The 15,401-nt window shown below is 37.4% G+C and carries 34 protein-coding genes; 1 reads left to right on the top strand and 33 read right to left on the bottom strand.

Features of this window, described 5'->3' with window-relative positions; all coding sequences use genetic code 11:
* Positions 1-117 precede the first annotated feature (117 nt).
* The 33 genes from BM377_RS04670 to BM377_RS04525 form a co-directional block, all read right to left on the bottom strand.
* Complete coding sequence (locus BM377_RS04670) at positions 118-1,272, bottom strand: RNA-guided endonuclease InsQ/TnpB family protein (protein WP_092244477.1); 1,155 nt, start codon at positions 1,270-1,272, stop codon at positions 118-120.
* Positions 1,273-1,311: 39 nt separating this feature from the next.
* On the bottom strand, positions 1,312-1,515 hold the full coding sequence (locus BM377_RS04665; protein WP_092244474.1) for an RRXRR domain-containing protein: 204 nt from the start codon (positions 1,513-1,515) through the stop codon (positions 1,312-1,314).
* Between the two features lie 279 nt (positions 1,516-1,794).
* Positions 1,795-1,920 (bottom strand): hypothetical protein, encoded by a 126-nt coding sequence (locus tag BM377_RS16615; protein ID WP_278289935.1) that lies wholly within the window; start codon positions 1,918-1,920, stop codon positions 1,795-1,797.
* Positions 1,921-1,929: 9 nt separating this feature from the next.
* Complete coding sequence (locus BM377_RS04660) at positions 1,930-2,121, bottom strand: hypothetical protein (RefSeq protein WP_092244471.1); 192 nt, start codon at positions 2,119-2,121, stop codon at positions 1,930-1,932.
* A 16-nt stretch (positions 2,122-2,137) separates the two neighbouring features.
* Positions 2,138-2,569 (bottom strand): hypothetical protein, encoded by a 432-nt coding sequence (locus BM377_RS04655; RefSeq protein WP_092244468.1) that lies wholly within the window; start codon positions 2,567-2,569, stop codon positions 2,138-2,140.
* Positions 2,566-2,772 carry a hypothetical protein gene (locus BM377_RS04650; protein WP_092244464.1) on the bottom strand — a complete coding sequence of 69 codons (207 nt, stop codon included), beginning with the start codon at positions 2,770-2,772 and terminating at the stop codon, positions 2,566-2,568. The genes BM377_RS04655 and BM377_RS04650 overlap by 4 nt, the downstream gene beginning before the upstream one ends.
* A complete protein-coding gene (locus BM377_RS04645) occupies positions 2,735-3,622 on the bottom strand; it encodes a Panacea domain-containing protein (RefSeq protein ID WP_092244461.1) in 888 nt (295 codons plus the stop codon). The genes BM377_RS04650 and BM377_RS04645 overlap by 38 nt, the downstream gene beginning before the upstream one ends.
* A gap of 168 nt (positions 3,623-3,790) precedes the next feature.
* On the bottom strand, positions 3,791-4,132 hold the full coding sequence (locus BM377_RS04635) for a hypothetical protein (protein ID WP_092244455.1): 342 nt from the start codon (positions 4,130-4,132) through the stop codon (positions 3,791-3,793).
* Positions 4,129-4,470: a zinc ribbon domain-containing protein gene (locus BM377_RS04630; protein ID WP_092244452.1), complete on the bottom strand. Its 342-nt coding sequence runs from the start codon at positions 4,468-4,470 to the stop codon at positions 4,129-4,131. The genes BM377_RS04635 and BM377_RS04630 overlap by 4 nt, the downstream gene beginning before the upstream one ends.
* Positions 4,467-4,739: a hypothetical protein gene (locus tag BM377_RS04625; RefSeq protein ID WP_092244449.1), complete on the bottom strand. Its 273-nt coding sequence runs from the start codon at positions 4,737-4,739 to the stop codon at positions 4,467-4,469. Before BM377_RS04625 ends, BM377_RS04630 begins: the two co-directional genes overlap by 4 nt.
* Positions 4,740-4,743: 4 nt before the next feature.
* Complete coding sequence (locus BM377_RS16305; RefSeq protein WP_177223798.1) at positions 4,744-4,899, bottom strand: hypothetical protein; 156 nt, start codon at positions 4,897-4,899, stop codon at positions 4,744-4,746.
* Positions 4,900-5,361, bottom strand: a complete 462-nt coding sequence (locus BM377_RS04620) for a hypothetical protein (RefSeq protein ID WP_092244446.1) — start codon at positions 5,359-5,361, stop codon at positions 4,900-4,902.
* 11 nt (positions 5,362-5,372) lie between these two features.
* Positions 5,373-5,642: a hypothetical protein gene (locus tag BM377_RS04615; RefSeq protein ID WP_092244443.1), complete on the bottom strand. Its 270-nt coding sequence runs from the start codon at positions 5,640-5,642 to the stop codon at positions 5,373-5,375.
* The gene (locus tag BM377_RS04610) at positions 5,629-5,874 is read right to left on the bottom strand and encodes a hypothetical protein (RefSeq protein WP_092244439.1); all 246 of its coding nucleotides are present in this window, start codon (positions 5,872-5,874) and stop codon (positions 5,629-5,631) included. The genes BM377_RS04615 and BM377_RS04610 overlap by 14 nt, the downstream gene beginning before the upstream one ends.
* Positions 5,875-5,883: 9 nt before the next feature.
* Complete coding sequence (locus tag BM377_RS04605) at positions 5,884-6,063, bottom strand: hypothetical protein (RefSeq protein ID WP_092244437.1); 180 nt, start codon at positions 6,061-6,063, stop codon at positions 5,884-5,886.
* Positions 6,047-6,196, bottom strand: coding sequence for a hypothetical protein (locus tag BM377_RS16300; RefSeq protein WP_177223797.1), 150 nt, complete (start codon positions 6,194-6,196; stop codon positions 6,047-6,049). The genes BM377_RS04605 and BM377_RS16300 overlap by 17 nt, the downstream gene beginning before the upstream one ends.
* Entirely contained in the window at positions 6,183-6,560 is a 378-nt protein-coding gene (locus BM377_RS04600) for a hypothetical protein (RefSeq protein WP_092244435.1), read from the bottom strand. Before BM377_RS04600 ends, BM377_RS16300 begins: the two co-directional genes overlap by 14 nt.
* Positions 6,557-6,808 (bottom strand): hypothetical protein, encoded by a 252-nt coding sequence (locus tag BM377_RS04595; RefSeq protein ID WP_092244433.1) that lies wholly within the window; start codon positions 6,806-6,808, stop codon positions 6,557-6,559. Before BM377_RS04595 ends, BM377_RS04600 begins: the two co-directional genes overlap by 4 nt.
* Positions 6,805-7,221: a DUF551 domain-containing protein gene (locus BM377_RS04590; RefSeq protein WP_092244430.1), complete on the bottom strand. Its 417-nt coding sequence runs from the start codon at positions 7,219-7,221 to the stop codon at positions 6,805-6,807. Before BM377_RS04590 ends, BM377_RS04595 begins: the two co-directional genes overlap by 4 nt.
* Positions 7,222-7,429: 208 nt before the next feature.
* Positions 7,430-7,657: a hypothetical protein gene (locus tag BM377_RS04585; RefSeq protein WP_092244427.1), complete on the bottom strand. Its 228-nt coding sequence runs from the start codon at positions 7,655-7,657 to the stop codon at positions 7,430-7,432.
* A gap of 3 nt (positions 7,658-7,660) precedes the next feature.
* Complete coding sequence (locus BM377_RS04580; RefSeq protein ID WP_092244423.1) at positions 7,661-8,149, bottom strand: hypothetical protein; 489 nt, start codon at positions 8,147-8,149, stop codon at positions 7,661-7,663.
* Positions 8,150-8,641, bottom strand: coding sequence for an HNH endonuclease (locus tag BM377_RS04575; protein ID WP_092244420.1), 492 nt, complete (start codon positions 8,639-8,641; stop codon positions 8,150-8,152). It abuts the gene before it with no gap.
* On the bottom strand, positions 8,638-8,790 hold the full coding sequence (locus BM377_RS16295) for a hypothetical protein (RefSeq protein WP_177223796.1): 153 nt from the start codon (positions 8,788-8,790) through the stop codon (positions 8,638-8,640). The genes BM377_RS04575 and BM377_RS16295 overlap by 4 nt, the downstream gene beginning before the upstream one ends.
* Positions 8,791-9,007: 217 nt before the next feature.
* A complete protein-coding gene (locus BM377_RS04570) occupies positions 9,008-9,241 on the bottom strand; it encodes a hypothetical protein (protein WP_092244417.1) in 234 nt (77 codons plus the stop codon).
* Positions 9,242-9,479: 238 nt separating this feature from the next.
* Positions 9,480-9,725, bottom strand: coding sequence for a hypothetical protein (locus tag BM377_RS04565; protein ID WP_092244414.1), 246 nt, complete (start codon positions 9,723-9,725; stop codon positions 9,480-9,482).
* Between the two features lies 1 nt (position 9,726).
* Positions 9,727-10,119, bottom strand: a complete 393-nt coding sequence (locus BM377_RS04560) for a hypothetical protein (RefSeq protein ID WP_092244411.1) — start codon at positions 10,117-10,119, stop codon at positions 9,727-9,729.
* Between the two features lie 97 nt (positions 10,120-10,216).
* Positions 10,217-10,390 (bottom strand): hypothetical protein, encoded by a 174-nt coding sequence (locus tag BM377_RS16290; RefSeq protein WP_177223795.1) that lies wholly within the window; start codon positions 10,388-10,390, stop codon positions 10,217-10,219.
* 66 nt (positions 10,391-10,456) lie between these two features.
* Positions 10,457-10,720 (bottom strand): hypothetical protein, encoded by a 264-nt coding sequence (locus tag BM377_RS04555; protein ID WP_092244408.1) that lies wholly within the window; start codon positions 10,718-10,720, stop codon positions 10,457-10,459.
* 856 nt (positions 10,721-11,576) lie between these two features.
* Positions 11,577-11,864 carry a hypothetical protein gene (locus tag BM377_RS04545; RefSeq protein WP_092244402.1) on the bottom strand — a complete coding sequence of 96 codons (288 nt, stop codon included), beginning with the start codon at positions 11,862-11,864 and terminating at the stop codon, positions 11,577-11,579.
* Positions 11,864-12,634: a LytTR family DNA-binding domain-containing protein gene (locus BM377_RS04540; protein WP_092244399.1), complete on the bottom strand. Its 771-nt coding sequence runs from the start codon at positions 12,632-12,634 to the stop codon at positions 11,864-11,866. Before BM377_RS04540 ends, BM377_RS04545 begins: the two co-directional genes overlap by 1 nt.
* A 209-nt stretch (positions 12,635-12,843) precedes the next feature.
* The gene (locus BM377_RS04535) at positions 12,844-13,224 is read right to left on the bottom strand and encodes a hypothetical protein (protein ID WP_092244396.1); all 381 of its coding nucleotides are present in this window, start codon (positions 13,222-13,224) and stop codon (positions 12,844-12,846) included.
* Between the two features lie 44 nt (positions 13,225-13,268).
* Positions 13,269-14,246 (bottom strand): tyrosine-type recombinase/integrase, encoded by a 978-nt coding sequence (locus BM377_RS04530; protein ID WP_177223794.1) that lies wholly within the window; start codon positions 14,244-14,246, stop codon positions 13,269-13,271.
* The gene (locus tag BM377_RS04525) at positions 14,236-14,946 is read right to left on the bottom strand and encodes a hypothetical protein (RefSeq protein WP_092244390.1); all 711 of its coding nucleotides are present in this window, start codon (positions 14,944-14,946) and stop codon (positions 14,236-14,238) included. Before BM377_RS04525 ends, BM377_RS04530 begins: the two co-directional genes overlap by 11 nt.
* A 259-nt stretch (positions 14,947-15,205) precedes the next feature.
* Here BM377_RS04525 and BM377_RS04520 point away from each other — a divergent pair.
* Positions 15,206-15,401: IS110 family transposase (locus BM377_RS04520; RefSeq protein ID WP_143104457.1), on the top strand; the 196-nt coding region annotated here is incomplete at its 3' end.

The raw sequence follows: 15,401 nt of genomic DNA, 5'->3' as shown, positions 1-15,401 counted from the left end.
CATTGAGAAAATTCCTACTTCTTCCTATATATTTTCGTTAAATTTCAACTACTCACAAGTTCTTGTATAGTCCATAGGCGTAACTTCCCGACTTAGCCATCGGTAGTTTTGTATTATTTAAGCTATCTGATAGTCTTTACAATCTCTAAGATTAAGACTTGCGTTATAATCTCTGTCTGCTACATAGCGGCAAGCACAGATATATGTTCTGTCTGATAGCTTTAAATCTTTCTTTATATTTCCGCAACAATTGCAGATTTTAGAACTTGGAAACCATCTATCTACAATCCTTAATTCAATATTGTTTTGATGGCACTTATTGGTTATTTTAGTTCTAAACTCATATAGTTTCTGTTGACTTATTGCTTTTGAAAGATGTCTATTTTTCATCATTCCAGATATATTCAAGTCTTCAATAGTTATATAAGATGGCTTGGTTTTCACTATCTTTGCTATTGCCTTGTTGATATAATCTGTTCTGATGTTATCTAACCTATGATGTATTCTTTGGACTTTTCTCTTTTGCTTCTGTATATTCTTTTGAGTAGACTCTCCTTTCTTTTTATTTTCATACATACGTGACAGACTTCTCTGTTCACGTTTTAGTTTCTTTTCAAGTCTTTTTACCTCTTTAGACTTATTTATATTTGCAAAGACTTGTTTATCACTACAGATTGCTAAATCCTTTATTCCTAAATCAATTCCTACCCCTTGATTAGTATTTTTCTCAACTTCTTTTTTAGGAACATCTATCAACACAGATACATAGTATCTTCCTGCCTTTTCAGATACAGTTCCGCTTTTAATTACTAAACTGCTTTTAGTTGTAGGGATATAACCTTTTTCCTTAAGCCTTACCCATCCAAGCGTAGGTATTTTTATCCTATGTCTTTCACAACGGATAATCGCTTTAGCATCTGTCTTTACAAAGTACATTTTTACATCCGACTTTCCCTTTTTCTTGAATTTAGGGAATTTACTTTGCCTTTTGAAAAATTTCTGATAAGCACCATAAGCGTTTGCAATACTTTGTTTTACAGATTTACTACTAACTTCTTTTATCCAAGACAGTTCTTCATGTTGTGAAAGATAATCATTGTTTAACCACTTGCTAAAATCCATAGCGGATTGAAGTTTTTCTCCATGTTCATACCTTTCCTTTTGTGTGGCAAGATAAAAATTGTATATGTATCTGCAAGTACCTATTGTTTGATTTATCTTCTGTATCTGTTCTTGTGTGGGATTGATTTCAGTTTTGTAACTTACAATCAATTAACATCACCATCCTTATACACATTTGTCTATATTTACTCACATATTTCTATGTTTTCGATTACTTAACAGTTTCTCCTTGAATTCAACAATTTGTACATTACCATCCTCACGGTCAAGAAGTCTTATCGTGAATGGTCTGTACTGATAAATAACAGCACGTCTACTTTTTAAGAGTTTACGTGCCTTGTAGTTTGTTGTGGGCATCAGTCTGATGCCGGTCTTTGACAATACAGCAACCACGCTGATGCCTCCTTTCTAAATATGGCTTACGCCTCCGGCCATAGTACTGCCGGGTTCTCTCCTTACGGAGGTGGTCCACATCGCACATGTTAATGGAAGGTTTTGATGGCTCCGACTTCTGCCTTACCCTGACAGATGTTTACTCGGCCTCGTAGAGCATGGAACTTGTGGGGTATCCCATGGTACCTATGTATTCTTCCTTAACGTAGGTCGCAAAGACCTTGTGCTTCTCACTAAGGGATCGCCTAAAACCTTTCGGTCTTAGTCAATCCCACGGGCTTACCCGTGGGTATTAGTGAATTCTTCATCGCTCGGGAATTCAGTGAAATAATTTATCCTAGTTGCTTCATATTCCCCTCTATTATCTTCTTTAAACCCCTTTAATATAAAATACTCTATTAACATCTATCCTCCTCATCCCAATATATCCTCACAGGCTTGCATAGTGTGCATGTCATTTATTGCAAAAAGCATTGCCTTTGTTAAAACTTCTTTTGAGACGGCTTCGCTATCGGTCATCCAACTAGCCATTACCGTTTCGGCAGCTGCTCTTTCTTGTTTTCTTTTATTTAACTCTACGTACCGTATGTAGTTTGGTTTTTCCATACTTCCAATCCTCTCTTTACTCCTTATCCATTATCGCCCCACAAACTTCACAGTAATTCAAGTTATTTTCCTTGGCGAAATCCTTAATTCCCTTATCTAGCTCGCTTAACTCTTTTAATGTGTAGCCTGCGGAGTTATATGAGTAATCCTTAACTCTCACAGTGTTGCAATTAGAGCAATATATATCTGTGCACTTGTTGCCTCTACATCTAAGTTCCCATTTAGCATGAATAACAGGCTTTACATCGTCCATCTTCTCGCCAAGGCACTTCCCTATTTCTTTGAGCTGCGACAAGGCTATATCTCGTTCTGCCCTTACTTGATCGTAGGCGTTTGCTATTTCTTTTTTTTCAAAGCCGATAAGACTCATAGCGCTCGCAACCGAGCATGATAGTTTTTTATAAGTTGCTTCAAGTTCTTTCAAATCGTCATATACTTGTTTTGTCATTCTTTACCCTCGCTTTCTGCCTTATACTTGTCGATAATCTGTAATATTCCATACAATGTCATGCCTTTTTCGTGACTATTAACTCCGTGTACTATTGGATATGCGTTCTGCTCAATCTCGGCTCTTATCTTGTCTATCCTATCTAACCATTCGTCATTGGCTGTATCATAGCCCCAGGATGATTCTATCTGATATTTCAGCATACTGTTCATCCTTATTTACCGAATCCCACGGTCCTCCCTTAACATGAGTTATATCTACAAGTTCACTTGCAGATAAACCGCTGAATCGTTTTAAAGTCGCATCAATATGGTCAATTTTACCAATACCGTCCTCTGCAAACAAAATCCTGCTTCGTGCTGGCATTTTAGCATAATCTTCTTCTAGATGTGTATCATCAGCACATTCTTCAATCTCCTTCATGCCCTTATATGCTTCATAAACAGATTCAACTACCGGTCCGTATTTAAATGCAAATATCTTATCTTCAAAAAGTTTCCTCTGGGTAGCACAAAGATAATCTGCATAACACATATACACTAATTTTTCCAATTCCAAATGCGTACACTTCCGTACTGAAAGGATATATTTTGCAATATCAATGCCTTTTAAAACTCGATCTTTAGAAATTAGTTTCACAAACTCATCAAGCGTATCAACAACCTTGACCCCTGCAAAAAAAGCATCCTTATCCGGCACCGAACCCCATTTGTCAGAATCCGTTTCAACATAATGTGTCGAAATTGAAACTGTTTCGCCACAAGCATCTTTGATTTTTTTCACTTCAGCTGTCAACATTTCAGGGGTCGTCTGCTCATCAATGACATAATGCAACGCAATTCTCGTGCCTGATGAGTATGAACTACTCAAAATCATGAAATGTTTAATCATTCTCGACACCTCTTTGTTCACCTCCGATCCAACCATCTGAATATCAGCCCCGCTATTACGCTGAATACAATATATATCATTGTTACTTCTAGCATACAGACTCCCCTCTCTTTTAATTTCTTCTAGTATTTGAGCCATCATGATCGCACTTATAGTGCTCATGTCTTAAAACGGTCTCTGCTCTCCTTCTGTTCTATGTATCTGAGTTCGTCAACACATTTCTTACAATAAACTCCCGGTTTTCCTTCTATCTCATATAAGAAAGACATCCATTGGCGGTTCCATATCCCGAGTTGTTTGCATCTAAGGCATTGACCTTGCCCCTCGCCTTTAGCCTTCGTTATCTTCATTGGGACTCCTTTCTTTTAATTCCACGTTGACAATTATAGGATTGTCTATGTGGAAGTTTATTGATTTCTTGATTACATTCTCAGCCGCCTTTGCCGATCTGTATATTTGCGCTCCCAACAACGTCTGGCTTAGTTCTTTGTTGCACCCAGCATAGTATCTTCCGGTGGCGCTATCCTTGATGGCGACCGCTTTTACATCTGGCGTTAGCTCTTCAAGAATCGTCTTGTAGTCTTCAACATCCAGGTATATTTCTACGTCTTCTGCCTCCAGCTGATTTCGGATATACTCAGCTAATAGTTCTCTCTTACTTACATTTTTCATTCTTCGACCTCTATTACAAATAGTGTTTTATCTTCTGGATTTACCTGGCAACAAAAGTTTGCGTGTAAGTTGCATGTTCTACCTGTTGCATAGCTGACCAACTTGTTTCCAAAAGGATCCACGCAATCCATCGTATTGCTTTCAATCGTTGCGTCCTCTAATGTTGGCTTTGCAAGGGCTGTAACATAGCACTCCTGACCGTTTATGCTGGTCTTGAATTTTACAAAACACTTCTTGCTACAATCAAATGCAGTTAAATCAAAATAATATGTATTGCAATATGGGCAATGCACCATATAAGGGTCAATTGGCGCACCACAATTAGGACAGTTTCTCACTTCCAACCTCTCTTTCTTCTGAGCTTTTTAGGGAACCTTAAGTACAGATCATTACCTGATACCATGTATATGCAAAAAGCCTTAAAATTTGTTATATTCTTAATCTTGCATGGGATAGTAATAGAGTCTGAGGCAAAATACTTACTACCAATACTTTCTTTGGGTTCCTCAACAGAGGTAAGCGCGATTACTTCGCAATTCCCGAGTTTTTGATAAGTAGCATCAGGTGAATCTAAAGGTTTTATCCACATGTCAATATTGCTGTACATTATTTCAGTCACCTCCTGCTTTTGATATAGCAGCTTGTTTGGCAGCAGCTTTTTCATCGAAGTCACTTATTATCTTACTTGTAGTTGTCTTTCTATCATATCCAAGATATGTATATTCTGCGTTGTATATACTCTCAATAAGCTTTTTCAGATCCTTCATTCAATCTACCTCCCCGTAGGCTTTTGGCAACGTCATCCACGCATGAACTATTACATTTCTGTATCCTAGTTTTTCTATTTCCAGGGTTTGCCATTCGTCATAAAAGGTTGAATACTCGAGAATAGCAATCAAAGGCTTTGTAATTTTATGACCAAGATAACCGGTCCACGTTACCAAGTATTCATCGTGCTTTTTAGGCAGATCTTCCATTGCCGCACAATAATGCCATGTCTTTTCTCCAAGACCCTTGCCTAGTTCTTCGAGCTGTGTCAGAGCTACGTCCCTTTCCCAACGCAACTGTTCATAAGTTGATGCTGATACAGAATCCACTTCGGGAAGTGTCTCTAACCATTCTTTGTAACTTTCATGCCCTAATACAAAGTCTATGTTGGCGTTCTCATGATCATACTTGCCATTAGCAAAAGGGTGTGATAACGCCAGATCTTTTTCAATTAGCCCCATTTCTCATCTCCTTATTCTGTTAATAGGTTGTCTATGATTTCAAAAATTTCATCTGCTGACAACTTATTTACAGGCATATAATAGTTATCCCATGTTGCTTTCAATATCTCGCTTTTTAACTTATCAAGATACGGCTTTACTATTTCCTGCTCGGTGAACGTTGATATTGTCTGTATATCTTCGCATATATGGTTTGTTGAACGTGTTATACATCCGTCATTATCCATACATCTAATTTCATCTAATACTCGTTCTATGTCTACATATTCATGCTTTGCCATCTTCTACCTCTCCTATCACTATTTTTAGCTTTCTTAGAGTGCCATATTGTCCGTTTTTCTCTAACTTCTTCATATAGGCTTGTATCTTCTGATACTGGCGCATGGTTTCTATTGCCAGCTTTAATGACCCTGCATCTGCGGAAGTAACATAGCAAACAGAATCTTCACTCTCTGTTGCCTCGTCTAAAATAGATGTTAATGTTTCAATACTGTTCTCAATCATCATTCCCATCTTCTGCCCTCATATCTTCGTAATAAAATATTGATAGTATTCCTCTTGTAAATCATGGTCATGTAACCACTTTTGATTTCTATAATGTGTATCTCTCAAAGCCACATAATCTTTTCCTGCGCTCTGACTATCCAAAGCAAAAGATAACTTGAATAGCTGTTGTTTTAATTCATCAATCGTCATTCCCATCTGTCTGTTCCCATTTGTTAATCTTATAATCCACCATACCTACAACCTTATCTTGATGTTCTTTAGCAAACTGCCATAATTCTTCTGATGTATTGAATGATAAGGTCAGCTCGTGCTTTTCAATCATTCCCATCTTCTACCTCGCTTTCTGACTTGTATTTGTCAATAAGTTTAAGTACATTTTTGTAAGCAAAAATACTGCCAGTACATTGTTCTGCTTTAGCAGTTTCTTTTTCTTCATGGCGAAATACAGAACGTGCAAAATCTTCTTGTTCGATTTTTGCTTTTATCTCGGCTCTTAGCTTGTCAAGCACCGCATTGATTTCACTTTCAAGTGGTTTCATCTTCTTGAAACTTTCTTCGCAGATTGCCACACCGCCTATCTCGTAAAACTTATAGTCGCAAGGAAATTTACAAGGGTCTTGTACTGTAGGGTCATTCCCATAGCCTTTGATAACTTCTCTCAATTCGATAACAAACTTGTCGTGTATTTTCATCCCTTATCCTCACTTTCTTTTAATGGACATTCCTTATATTTGTATGTCAGCACTTCATCATCTGTTAAGTTGTAAATATACCTAATGCCATTACAAAACGGACAAGTTATCCCCATATACGGTTGTCTATCCATTACACATTCTTGTTTCACCGAATAGTTGTGGAACGCATTAAAACCATGCATTTTTGCTAATGGGCAAAAAACGCATCCTTTAGGAGTGTCTATTGTTAAAATTGATTTACTCATTCCTTATCCTCACTTTCTGCCTCTGGTAATGGCATCCATGCTACGCATTCAAGATTGAAATAATAATCGCAATCTCTAACATCTCTATCTGTAAATCCTCGTAATATCCAATGTTCTTTTGTAGTTGCCATAGTTTCAAGCCCCATATAAACGCAAATGAAAGGTAAAGGATTTATCCAACCTGTATCAGCTTCTTTAAATATACCCAAATACCAATCTCTATCGTTAGGAAGCTTTTCGCTAACAGGAATCCATCTCGGCTCTAGTTGTTCTTTTGAGGCTTCATCTCTTACCGCTTTTCTGATTGCGTCAAACGCAATATCTATCATGTATATAGTCGGGCTTTTCGTCATTAACCATTTGTATTGATTTTCTATCTCTGCTAAAAGCCTTTCTTTCTCTTCTCTTGTCATGTCCTCACCTCATCAATTCCACTCAAAATTTTCGCAAGTTCTAATGTTATGCCCTCTCCTTTTGTAACAAACTGTTTTGTCAATTCCGCAATACCAATGACAAGCCTCGCAAGTTATAGGCTCTTTGCCGCCAAATTCTTTGCATTTACTTGAATCTTTGTTTTCGCAATCGGTACAAGGGTATTTATAGGCTTTTCGTGGCATGTGTCTACATTTCATCATTACCCACCCCATTCTGTTTACTTCTCAACTCGATAATCTCGGCTCTTATCTTGTCAAGCGTAGGATATTGCTCTAACATTCCGATAACATACTGCAAAGCATCATCATAGCAATGGTCACATCCTGTCTGACCGTATATTGGACATTCTTCGCATAATTCACGCTCTAACTCACTTGCGGATTTCATACAATGTAATGCTATCTTTCTTGTCATTCCTTATCCCTCACGTTCTGCTCTATCCATCTTTGCCCCACAATTAGGGCAATAACTCCATTTAGGCTTGCTTGATTGTTCTATAACACAATGACAATTACTACAATGCCAATCCTCATAAGTAATATCTACAAGTGTTTTTCCTTGGTATTCTCTGCCTAGTTCTTTTCCATGCTCCCAATGTCCTTTTCTTGGCTCTTGTGGTGTTACTGAGGGCAAATTAGCCACAAACTTTTTGATAAAATCAAATGACTTCTTTTTCCCCATCCCATGACTGAGGATATAATCTATATATCCGTTTATTGCCTGTCTGCTTACTGCATCATCTTCTAAATCATTCTTAGTGATCGGCTCTTGCTCTAGTGCTTTGATTGCCATATCAAAGGCTATATTTAATGGTTCGTGCGTGTTTTCAAGCCACGAATTACTATTAACCAATATGTGATTTACTTGCGTCAACAAACTTATTGCTTCTTCTCTTGACATTCCCATTTATTCCACCTCTTCAAAGGTATAACCTTTATGTGTTTTAGTTCCTCTTGAATGAATACATCTTGATATATCTCCTGCATTACCATTAATTGCTCTCGCACAACTTCCAAGAGAACTATATATTTCTCCCGTTTCTACTATCTTAACTTTTCTTGCTTTATGAACTAGACCTGTATCGCTTGCATGGATATTATTTTCTTTTGATGTAGTCCATTCAAGATTCCATACAACATTATGCGTTTTAATTCCGTCTATATGATTAACCTGTTCTTTGTTCTGAGGATTAGGTATAAATGTTTCAGCTACTAGTCGATGTACTCTATATTGCTTTTGTTCTTTATCTTTGTATAACGAAACACTCATATATCCAAATTTATTCTTCTGTTGCTTAACTTCTCTATTGCTTTTGAGATTTATTACATTTCCAAAAATATCAATAGAATATAAGCCTTCGTAACCATTTATATCCCTAACAATCACTTCTCTTGTCATTCCTCTTCCCTCTCTTCGTATTCCGTACAATCATCCTCGGTTTGCTCTTTCTTGCATCCGTCTACGAACCATTGCTTTTTACGGGTGTTGTAGTATTCAAAACAATCCCATGTAGCCCAGCGACATTTATTACAATCGTGATTACTCATTGTTTACCCCTCTCTTCAAATGGCTCAAGTGGAATACATGGCCAGTAACTAAGTTAAGCCCATAATAACCGCGCGTGGAATACCAGGAAGTGAAACGACAATTCAATGTTCTTGAACGGATATTCCCACTGATTTACTACGATCTGTATTGTGGGTATTAGATTTATTACATCGTGCCATATATAGAATTCTTTTCTGCGTAGTTTCATATTCCCTCCTAAAAAAAATCTCTTAGGCCCATGCCTAAACTATTCAAGTATTCCTCGCTCCATTCGGGAAGCGGTTCTTTTTCTCCGGCGGCAATAGGGCCATACTCGATATCGTCGCTCCCGTCCGTTTGGTCATACAACCATTCTTTAAAGCATTGGTCGTTGTCCTGCCTACAAAAGAAATGGTCTTTGTACTTTATGTACCTTCCCTCAATCTCTTGGTGGCATATCTCGCATTTCATTGTGGCTCCCCCTATTCTCGTCCATGTATCTTGAAATCTGCCCTGCTTTGACACTCCCACGAATAAATTCGTGGGATTCTTGCTTCTTCCACTATTGCGCTGACCTAAAAGGTTCAACGTCTTACATTGTGTCCACAAGCGTAGATTCGGGTATGCCCTACCCTATTCGCCACTATCTTAGGCTAGTGACAGCCCTCTGTTTAAGATGTTTATTGCGGCGTTGTAACCCCCATATCATTTAAACCGCCCCCTTAAACTTATCTCTCTGGTACTTAGCCTTTTTATATTCGCTGTACTTCTCTTTGTTGTTATAGTATCGTTCAAGCATTCTCTTTTTTATTCTCTCTTTGTTTTTCTCGTAATAGGCGGCCCAATACCCACTGCGAGGATGAGTTCTCTTTGGTGCTTTGCCTGTCTCTTTTGCTTTCTCGTAAATGCAATCTGGATAAGGACAGGTTAAACAATCATTATGCTTGCATTTCATATCAACAACCCCTCTCTACAACCTTTATTAACCCTTGAGCGTTTAACCAGCCATATAAACAATCACCGTCACAAAAAGCTTTACGTTTATACATGATTGCTGTTCCGCTCCATTCCTTGCCACAAAAAGTGCAAGTACTATGTGCCTCTAATCTCTGTGCTTTTCGCTTGGCAGAAATCTCTTCTTTGTGGGCCTCATAATATTTTTTGTGGTTTGCTTTTAATCTTTCTTTGTTGTCCTCTCTGTATTTTCTGTAATACTCTCGAGAGTACTTCTTATTCTTTAGCCTATACTGTCTGTTATAATCTCGTGTGTAATTAATCTCAGCGTTGCTGATTACATCAACAATACAATCAGGATATTTGCAGTTAAAACAATCTTTATCACAAATCAAAGAATCACCTTCTTACACTCTTCTATGCTTTTTGTAGTACTCTGCATGCCTTATCTTTTCATAGTTTTCTCTGACATAGGCATGTTGATCATGTATATCATGAATGCACTTCGGCAGCTTGCACTCTAAGCAATTCTGATTGCATTTCTTTTGTGGCATTGAGCAGAACCTCCGCATCTTCTTTTTCTAATTTGAATTGTGGGATGACGTCCCAGGGATGGTTTTTAATATTCCCAAACAACGCTCTTAGCCTTTCTCTTTCTGTTAGCATCTCAAGTACCTCGCTTTCTAAATTATATCATTTACTGTTAATTATTGCTAGTGCTATTTATAGTTTTTAGCATTCTTTGGGGAAGTCTTCTGCATTGCATATGATATATTTATCGCCATAATCAACATATCTTTCTTTGAAAGTTAGCTCAATCCATCCATGATGTTTTTCTAACTCCGGCTCTAACTCTTTCCTAAGCCAGTTTTCTTTGTCCTCAGGGTACCAAAAATCATAGCCATCTATAGGACCAGATCTTGGTGAAAACCCTTGCGTGCCATGTTCGTAGTGCATAGGCTTTATTTCTCTTCGGTACAGTTTTATTTCTTCCATATTTTCTATTTCCTTTCATTTCATTTTTTACCCCGAGGATAATGCAACGGCTTTTAGGCAGACTTTCCCTACGTTCGTGTAGAAAAAGTCATTACACTGTATTACCCGTCGGATTGATGTTTCCGTATCTCAGTATAGCCCTTGACTTGCCAACATCTCAGTTGGCCCATAACCTTGAATCAATGCTCCCAATTCTCAAATGGTTACGGATCCCTTTTTTATAAGCATTTCATCCTCCAAGCCGATATTTATTTTATTAGGGTTTGCGCTTTCCACCCCTATGACGAGCAAGTTATGACAAGGACGATCATCACGAGTCCGGGCTTCTTTACTATTTAGGCGAGCCATACCGCGTCCATTTTTGTAGTGGTCGTTAAACGCTATTCTGTTATCCACTCTCATATTGAAAGTGCTTTGTGGGATAATTGCGAAGATAGAAGGTCTCCGCTTGACAGAAACGCCATTAACCGTTAATATCATCTTGCGTGGGAAGATATTAGCGGATGACTTCTGTCTATCCACTGGTACTTTCAGGAAGCCGCGGCTTATCGCTGTGGCTTTCCTTTATTTTACAGATGTAAATATTAACAATTGACAATAGCACAATGATGATGTAATATTTACATAAGATTAGCTGCCGATCATATCCACTCTGGTCGGGACTATATATAGGACGCTTAGATGCGTCTACATTAGGTAAAATGAGAGTCTAGCCGCCAAGCTGAATGACTCTTATTTTATTTTGCTCAAGCTGTTTACACATATTATAGCTTGTCATTATTCTTTTGTAAATCACTTTTAATTTCTTCTAGTGTAGAAATAAAATAAAGACCGAGATATACTACATCTCAGCCTTCTAAATAAATCCTACAACCATTTCCACGTTCCCGGTATTGAATACAAAATCATCTCCCTCTACAGAGGCTTTTGTTAAATATTGGGGGTTAAAAACAACCTTCATATCATCCTCACCGTATAGTGTCATGCTCTCTTTGTTGGCGCTTAGTTCCCAATGATCAACCGTAAATGCCGTGTCTATGTCTAAAACATCGTCTGTTGTTCTTAAATGTGCTGTAAGAATGCCATTCCCGTATGCACAATTATATAACTTTTGCATAAAACTTAGCATTATTTTAGTATCCATCAGAACTCCTCTCTTCTTTCTAAAGCCTCTTCCATTAAGCTAATGTCTTGCATGATTGATACTACGTATCCATAGAACGGCTGGTAGGCCCTTACATACAGTTCCTTTTGTATCTCGGTGCTGTCTATTACTACTCGTCTAGGCGTTCCGTATAAGGCCGTTGGGGCATAGAAGTCAAGCCACTTCTCATTTATCTTAGAAAAAGCCTCTCTAAAGGTCTTCCCCAGAAGATCTTCTTTCTTTTCTTTTCCAAACAATTTAACTATAGCGTCGTTAACATAGTGAAACTTGAAATCCATAGGTTTATCCCCGTCAAAGTACATCTCTATTACACAGCGAGGAACCGGAGATATGTCAAGCAAGTGATACTTCTCTATTTCCTTTGTTATCTCTTGTGAAGTTTTCTTTTTGTGGAATTGGGAAACGTATTTTTGATGTGCTGTGGCAACGTCTTTTAAATGATTGGGCGTTATCCTGAGCCTAGAGCCGTCATACATGAGAATGGTTTCATTTTCTACGGCAGAAATTTCATCAATCGCCACAATACAAGAGCGATTTATTTGAGCAAATTGATTATCTGGTAGCTGCTCTTTAAGCGATGATAAAGTCATATAGGTATCAAAGCGGTCCATGTCTCTTACGTATATGTGGCATACCTTGCCTTCAGTCTCTATAAACCTTATGTTTCTGAACTCTACTTGTTCCTCAATGTAGTTAGAAATAAATGACAGATAGTTTTCTCTTACAGAATATTTAGTCGGTGCCCCCATAACCTTCTCCTTATCATTATCAGCTGAAAGAACTATAACAGACTATTTTGCGTTATGGCAAGAGTCACTCTTAAAAAAAATTAAAGAGCGAATTTGGCGATTTAAGGCGGTTTTATTTTGTGAATGGAATTTTATCGAGAACATAAAGAAACCCACCTAGAATCGACTCCTAGGTGGGTAAAACACTATAATAAATTAACTTATCTCGCTTACCATTTATAACCGCAATTATTACATTCCATTGTCTTGCCAAGGTTAGAACTGCCAAGACCAAAAATCCCGGTTGTAATCCAACGTTTACCACCAGTTATCTTTTTAATATCTGGGGATCCGCAAGTAGGGCATTTAGGGATATACTGTTGCTTCTGGGCTTTCTCTTCAGCTTTTTTATTTCTGATTTCCTCAATCTTGTTATGGTATAATTCATATATTTGTTCTGCAATATCGTGTTCACAGCCAGAAATACTTTGTATACATTCTATACCTTGTTCCTTGTGGTCAAAGATAATGTTACGATTTAAGTCTACAACTCGTTTATCTTTTTTTTCTCTTTGCTGTTCTATCTTTTGATAAGCTTCATCTACTGTCATTTTGAAACACCTCCCTATAACTACGTCTAATGTCTATTATAAGACTAATTGAGCAAGAATTCCATTATATCTGCAGCTTCTTCTTTCTCTTTATTGTCAGTTACCACATATTTCTGTGTGGTAGAAACCTGCTTGTGTCCTACGATACGTCTAACCTTTTCGATATCTCCCGTTTGTTCGTACATGATAGAACAGAAGCCAGCTCTTAATTTATGTGGACTTAATTCTACACCCAAAGCATCATAAGTATGCTTTTTAACAGCAGAATAAATATCCATAGAGGTAATACGGTTTCCATATAAAGAGATAAACAATGCGTCAGTGTCATCCTTTATATGGCTGTTCCTTACTCTCAACCATTTATTCAAAGAGTTCATTGTTTTCTCAGGAAGACAATACTTATGTATTTTATCTCCCTTGTCTATCACAACCAATGCATTGGTATCAAAATCAATATCGGAAATATTTATAGACGATAATGCACTTCTTCTTATACCGGTTGTCATTAGTATCATTAAAATAGCGTTATCTCTAAACCATAAGAATGGCGTCTTTGATTCTTGATATTGAAGTATCTTGTTGAAATCATCTGCTGTTATTTTTACTCTTTGTACGTTATCATCTTTTGCTTTTGGTGGGCCGATTAAATCCATATAGTTCTGATCACACTTGCCACTTTTTCTTAGATATGAAAAGAAGTTGTTTAAGCACATGTAGAATGCTCTTTGATATGAATTAGTTGTAGGTTGTTCATTTCCTTTATTATCCTTCTTTACTCTTATCCCAGAATAAAAAACAGTAACGTTTGCTTGGTTTAAATCAGCTATCCGAATGTTTTTAATGTCAGTATCTATTGACTTTAACAATAACCCTATTTTATTAACATAATCCCTACAAGTTGCCGCCGTACATCCCGATGCCTTTAAAATCTCATACCATTCAAAAACAAAGTCAGGATAGCCTTTTAATTTGTTTTCAATCGTATTGAATATCTTTAATTCATTTTCTAATCTACCTTGCATAATAACCTCCATCGTGAATATATGTTCCGTAATCAGACTCTTGTGCTACCACCTGCCACATGCTTAGTCCGTGGTCATCGATATCTTCTTGTAACTTAGGAATTTCTGCCAACACATCGTCCCAACATACATTTTCAGGGAACTCAGGGCGAAACGATTTAGTGTTTCTCACTTTGGGCGCACACGGATCATTGAATCTTTTTTCAAATCCGTCAGCAGGACAAACTACTTTTTGGCTTTGGTAGTCATAGTAGTAATGGACTAAATCCATTCCTCTATTGCGATTGCCTTTTATGATTATGTAATCTGCTTTTGTATAAATGTCTTTGTATTTCTTTCTTAAATGAAATTGCGAAAGATACTTTTTCTTATCTGACGGCAAAAGCTCTAGCTCTACAGCCCTTAGCCCCATTTCTATTGCTTTTGGTGTCGCAGCATTGAACTGTTCTATTTCTTTTTCTTTAGATAGATTTCTGATTGTCTTAAAGTGTTTGTCTTGCAAGACTCTATCACCATTCATGTCAAGAGCGGTAAATCTGATAGCGTCCGTTTTACGATCTCTATCCATTCCAAAGTAATCAGTGTAAGTATCACAAGGGCCCGGATCTTTCTTTAGTTGCTCTCGTCTCCATTGACCTGCTTTGTATTGTTCTATTCCAAATGATGCGAGCAATATTATTAAAACTATAAAGAGAGCCATAACAACACCTCCTACTATTAGTATTAGTCATAGTCTTTCTTTACCTTTTCTATAGGTTCGACTATGCTGTTTAAGATACTGTGGATTGGTTGTTACCTCCTACCGCATAGACGGTTTTTAAAAGGCTCCAACCACAGTCTCTTTGTTTATTTGTTAATCAGTTAGTTACCGCATGACGGTTTATCAAGAAGTAGGTTACGATTGCAAGGAGCCCTGTGGATTTGAAACAGTATCAATACTATTTTTCGGGAGGTTCTATATGATCTATGTAGGAATTGATGTCGCTAAAGACAAACACGATTGCATTATCAAAAACTCTGTTGGGGAAGTTGTTTTCAAAACATTCACCATCAAAAACAATCTCGATGGGTTCAATGATCTTTATCAGAAAATAGAATCCGTAATGGAAGATGTATCAAAAGTAAAAGTAGGGCTAGAAGCCACCGGACACTATA

This window comes from Butyrivibrio sp. INlla21 (assembly GCF_900116875.1).
Classification (GTDB): Bacteria; Bacillota; Clostridia; order Lachnospirales; family Lachnospiraceae; genus Butyrivibrio.
Note: the sequence above shows the minus strand (reverse complement) of the source record. Positions and strands in the feature narration are given on the sequence as shown.

What these genes read in the sequence shown, in the direction of transcription:
- BM377_RS04575 (WP_092244420.1), bottom strand. Translation starts at nt 8,641, where the DNA reads ATGACAAGAGAAGTGATTGTTAGGGATATAAATGGTTACGAAGGCTTA.
- BM377_RS04590 (WP_092244430.1), bottom strand. Translation starts at nt 7,221, where the DNA reads ATGACAAGAGAAGAGAAAGAAAGGCTTTTAGCAGAGATAGAAAATCAA.
- BM377_RS04655 (WP_092244468.1), bottom strand. Translation starts at nt 2,569, where the DNA reads ATGACAAAACAAGTATATGACGATTTGAAAGAACTTGAAGCAACTTAT.
- BM377_RS04635 (WP_092244455.1), bottom strand. Translation starts at nt 4,132, where the DNA reads ATGAAAAATGTAAGTAAGAGAGAACTATTAGCTGAGTATATCCGAAAT.
- BM377_RS16615 (WP_278289935.1), bottom strand. Translation starts at nt 1,920, where the DNA reads ATGTTAATAGAGTATTTTATATTAAAGGGGTTTAAAGAAGATAATAGA.
- BM377_RS04530 (WP_177223794.1), bottom strand. Translation starts at nt 14,246, where the DNA reads ATGCAAGGTAGATTAGAAAATGAATTAAAGATATTCAATACGATTGAA.
- BM377_RS04540 (WP_092244399.1), bottom strand. Translation starts at nt 12,634, where the DNA reads ATGGGGGCACCGACTAAATATTCTGTAAGAGAAAACTATCTGTCATTT.
- BM377_RS04625 (WP_092244449.1), bottom strand. Translation starts at nt 4,739, where the DNA reads ATGTACAGCAATATTGACATGTGGATAAAACCTTTAGATTCACCTGAT.
- BM377_RS04600 (WP_092244435.1), bottom strand. Translation starts at nt 6,560, where the DNA reads ATGAAAATACACGACAAGTTTGTTATCGAATTGAGAGAAGTTATCAAA.
- BM377_RS04545 (WP_092244402.1), bottom strand. Translation starts at nt 11,864, where the DNA reads ATGGATACTAAAATAATGCTAAGTTTTATGCAAAAGTTATATAATTGT.
- BM377_RS04570 (WP_092244417.1), bottom strand. Translation starts at nt 9,241, where the DNA reads ATGAAATGCGAGATATGCCACCAAGAGATTGAGGGAAGGTACATAAAG.
- BM377_RS04660 (WP_092244471.1), bottom strand. Translation starts at nt 2,121, where the DNA reads ATGGAAAAACCAAACTACATACGGTACGTAGAGTTAAATAAAAGAAAA.
- BM377_RS04650 (WP_092244464.1), bottom strand. Translation starts at nt 2,772, where the DNA reads ATGCTGAAATATCAGATAGAATCATCCTGGGGCTATGATACAGCCAAT.
- BM377_RS16290 (WP_177223795.1), bottom strand. Translation starts at nt 10,390, where the DNA reads ATGCTAACAGAAAGAGAAAGGCTAAGAGCGTTGTTTGGGAATATTAAA.
- BM377_RS04620 (WP_092244446.1), bottom strand. Translation starts at nt 5,361, where the DNA reads ATGGGGCTAATTGAAAAAGATCTGGCGTTATCACACCCTTTTGCTAAT.
- BM377_RS04535 (WP_092244396.1), bottom strand. Translation starts at nt 13,224, where the DNA reads ATGACAGTAGATGAAGCTTATCAAAAGATAGAACAGCAAAGAGAAAAA.
- BM377_RS04595 (WP_092244433.1), bottom strand. Translation starts at nt 6,808, where the DNA reads ATGAGTAAATCAATTTTAACAATAGACACTCCTAAAGGATGCGTTTTT.
- BM377_RS04615 (WP_092244443.1), bottom strand. Translation starts at nt 5,642, where the DNA reads ATGGCAAAGCATGAATATGTAGACATAGAACGAGTATTAGATGAAATT.
- BM377_RS16295 (WP_177223796.1), bottom strand. Translation starts at nt 8,790, where the DNA reads ATGAGTAATCACGATTGTAATAAATGTCGCTGGGCTACATGGGATTGT.
- BM377_RS04565 (WP_092244414.1), bottom strand. Translation starts at nt 9,725, where the DNA reads ATGAAATGCAAGCATAATGATTGTTTAACCTGTCCTTATCCAGATTGC.
- BM377_RS04555 (WP_092244408.1), bottom strand. Translation starts at nt 10,720, where the DNA reads ATGGAAGAAATAAAACTGTACCGAAGAGAAATAAAGCCTATGCACTAC.
- BM377_RS04605 (WP_092244437.1), bottom strand. Translation starts at nt 6,063, where the DNA reads ATGGGAATGACGATTGATGAATTAAAACAACAGCTATTCAAGTTATCT.
- BM377_RS16300 (WP_177223797.1), bottom strand. Translation starts at nt 6,196, where the DNA reads ATGGGAATGATTGAAAAGCACGAGCTGACCTTATCATTCAATACATCA.
- BM377_RS04525 (WP_092244390.1), bottom strand. Translation starts at nt 14,946, where the DNA reads ATGGCTCTCTTTATAGTTTTAATAATATTGCTCGCATCATTTGGAATA.
- BM377_RS16305 (WP_177223798.1), bottom strand. Translation starts at nt 4,899, where the DNA reads ATGAAGGATCTGAAAAAGCTTATTGAGAGTATATACAACGCAGAATAT.
- BM377_RS04610 (WP_092244439.1), bottom strand. Translation starts at nt 5,874, where the DNA reads ATGGGAATGATGATTGAGAACAGTATTGAAACATTAACATCTATTTTA.
- BM377_RS04580 (WP_092244423.1), bottom strand. Translation starts at nt 8,149, where the DNA reads ATGGGAATGTCAAGAGAAGAAGCAATAAGTTTGTTGACGCAAGTAAAT.
- BM377_RS04585 (WP_092244427.1), bottom strand. Translation starts at nt 7,657, where the DNA reads ATGACAAGAAAGATAGCATTACATTGTATGAAATCCGCAAGTGAGTTA.
- BM377_RS04645 (WP_092244461.1), bottom strand. Translation starts at nt 3,622, where the DNA reads ATGAGCACTATAAGTGCGATCATGATGGCTCAAATACTAGAAGAAATT.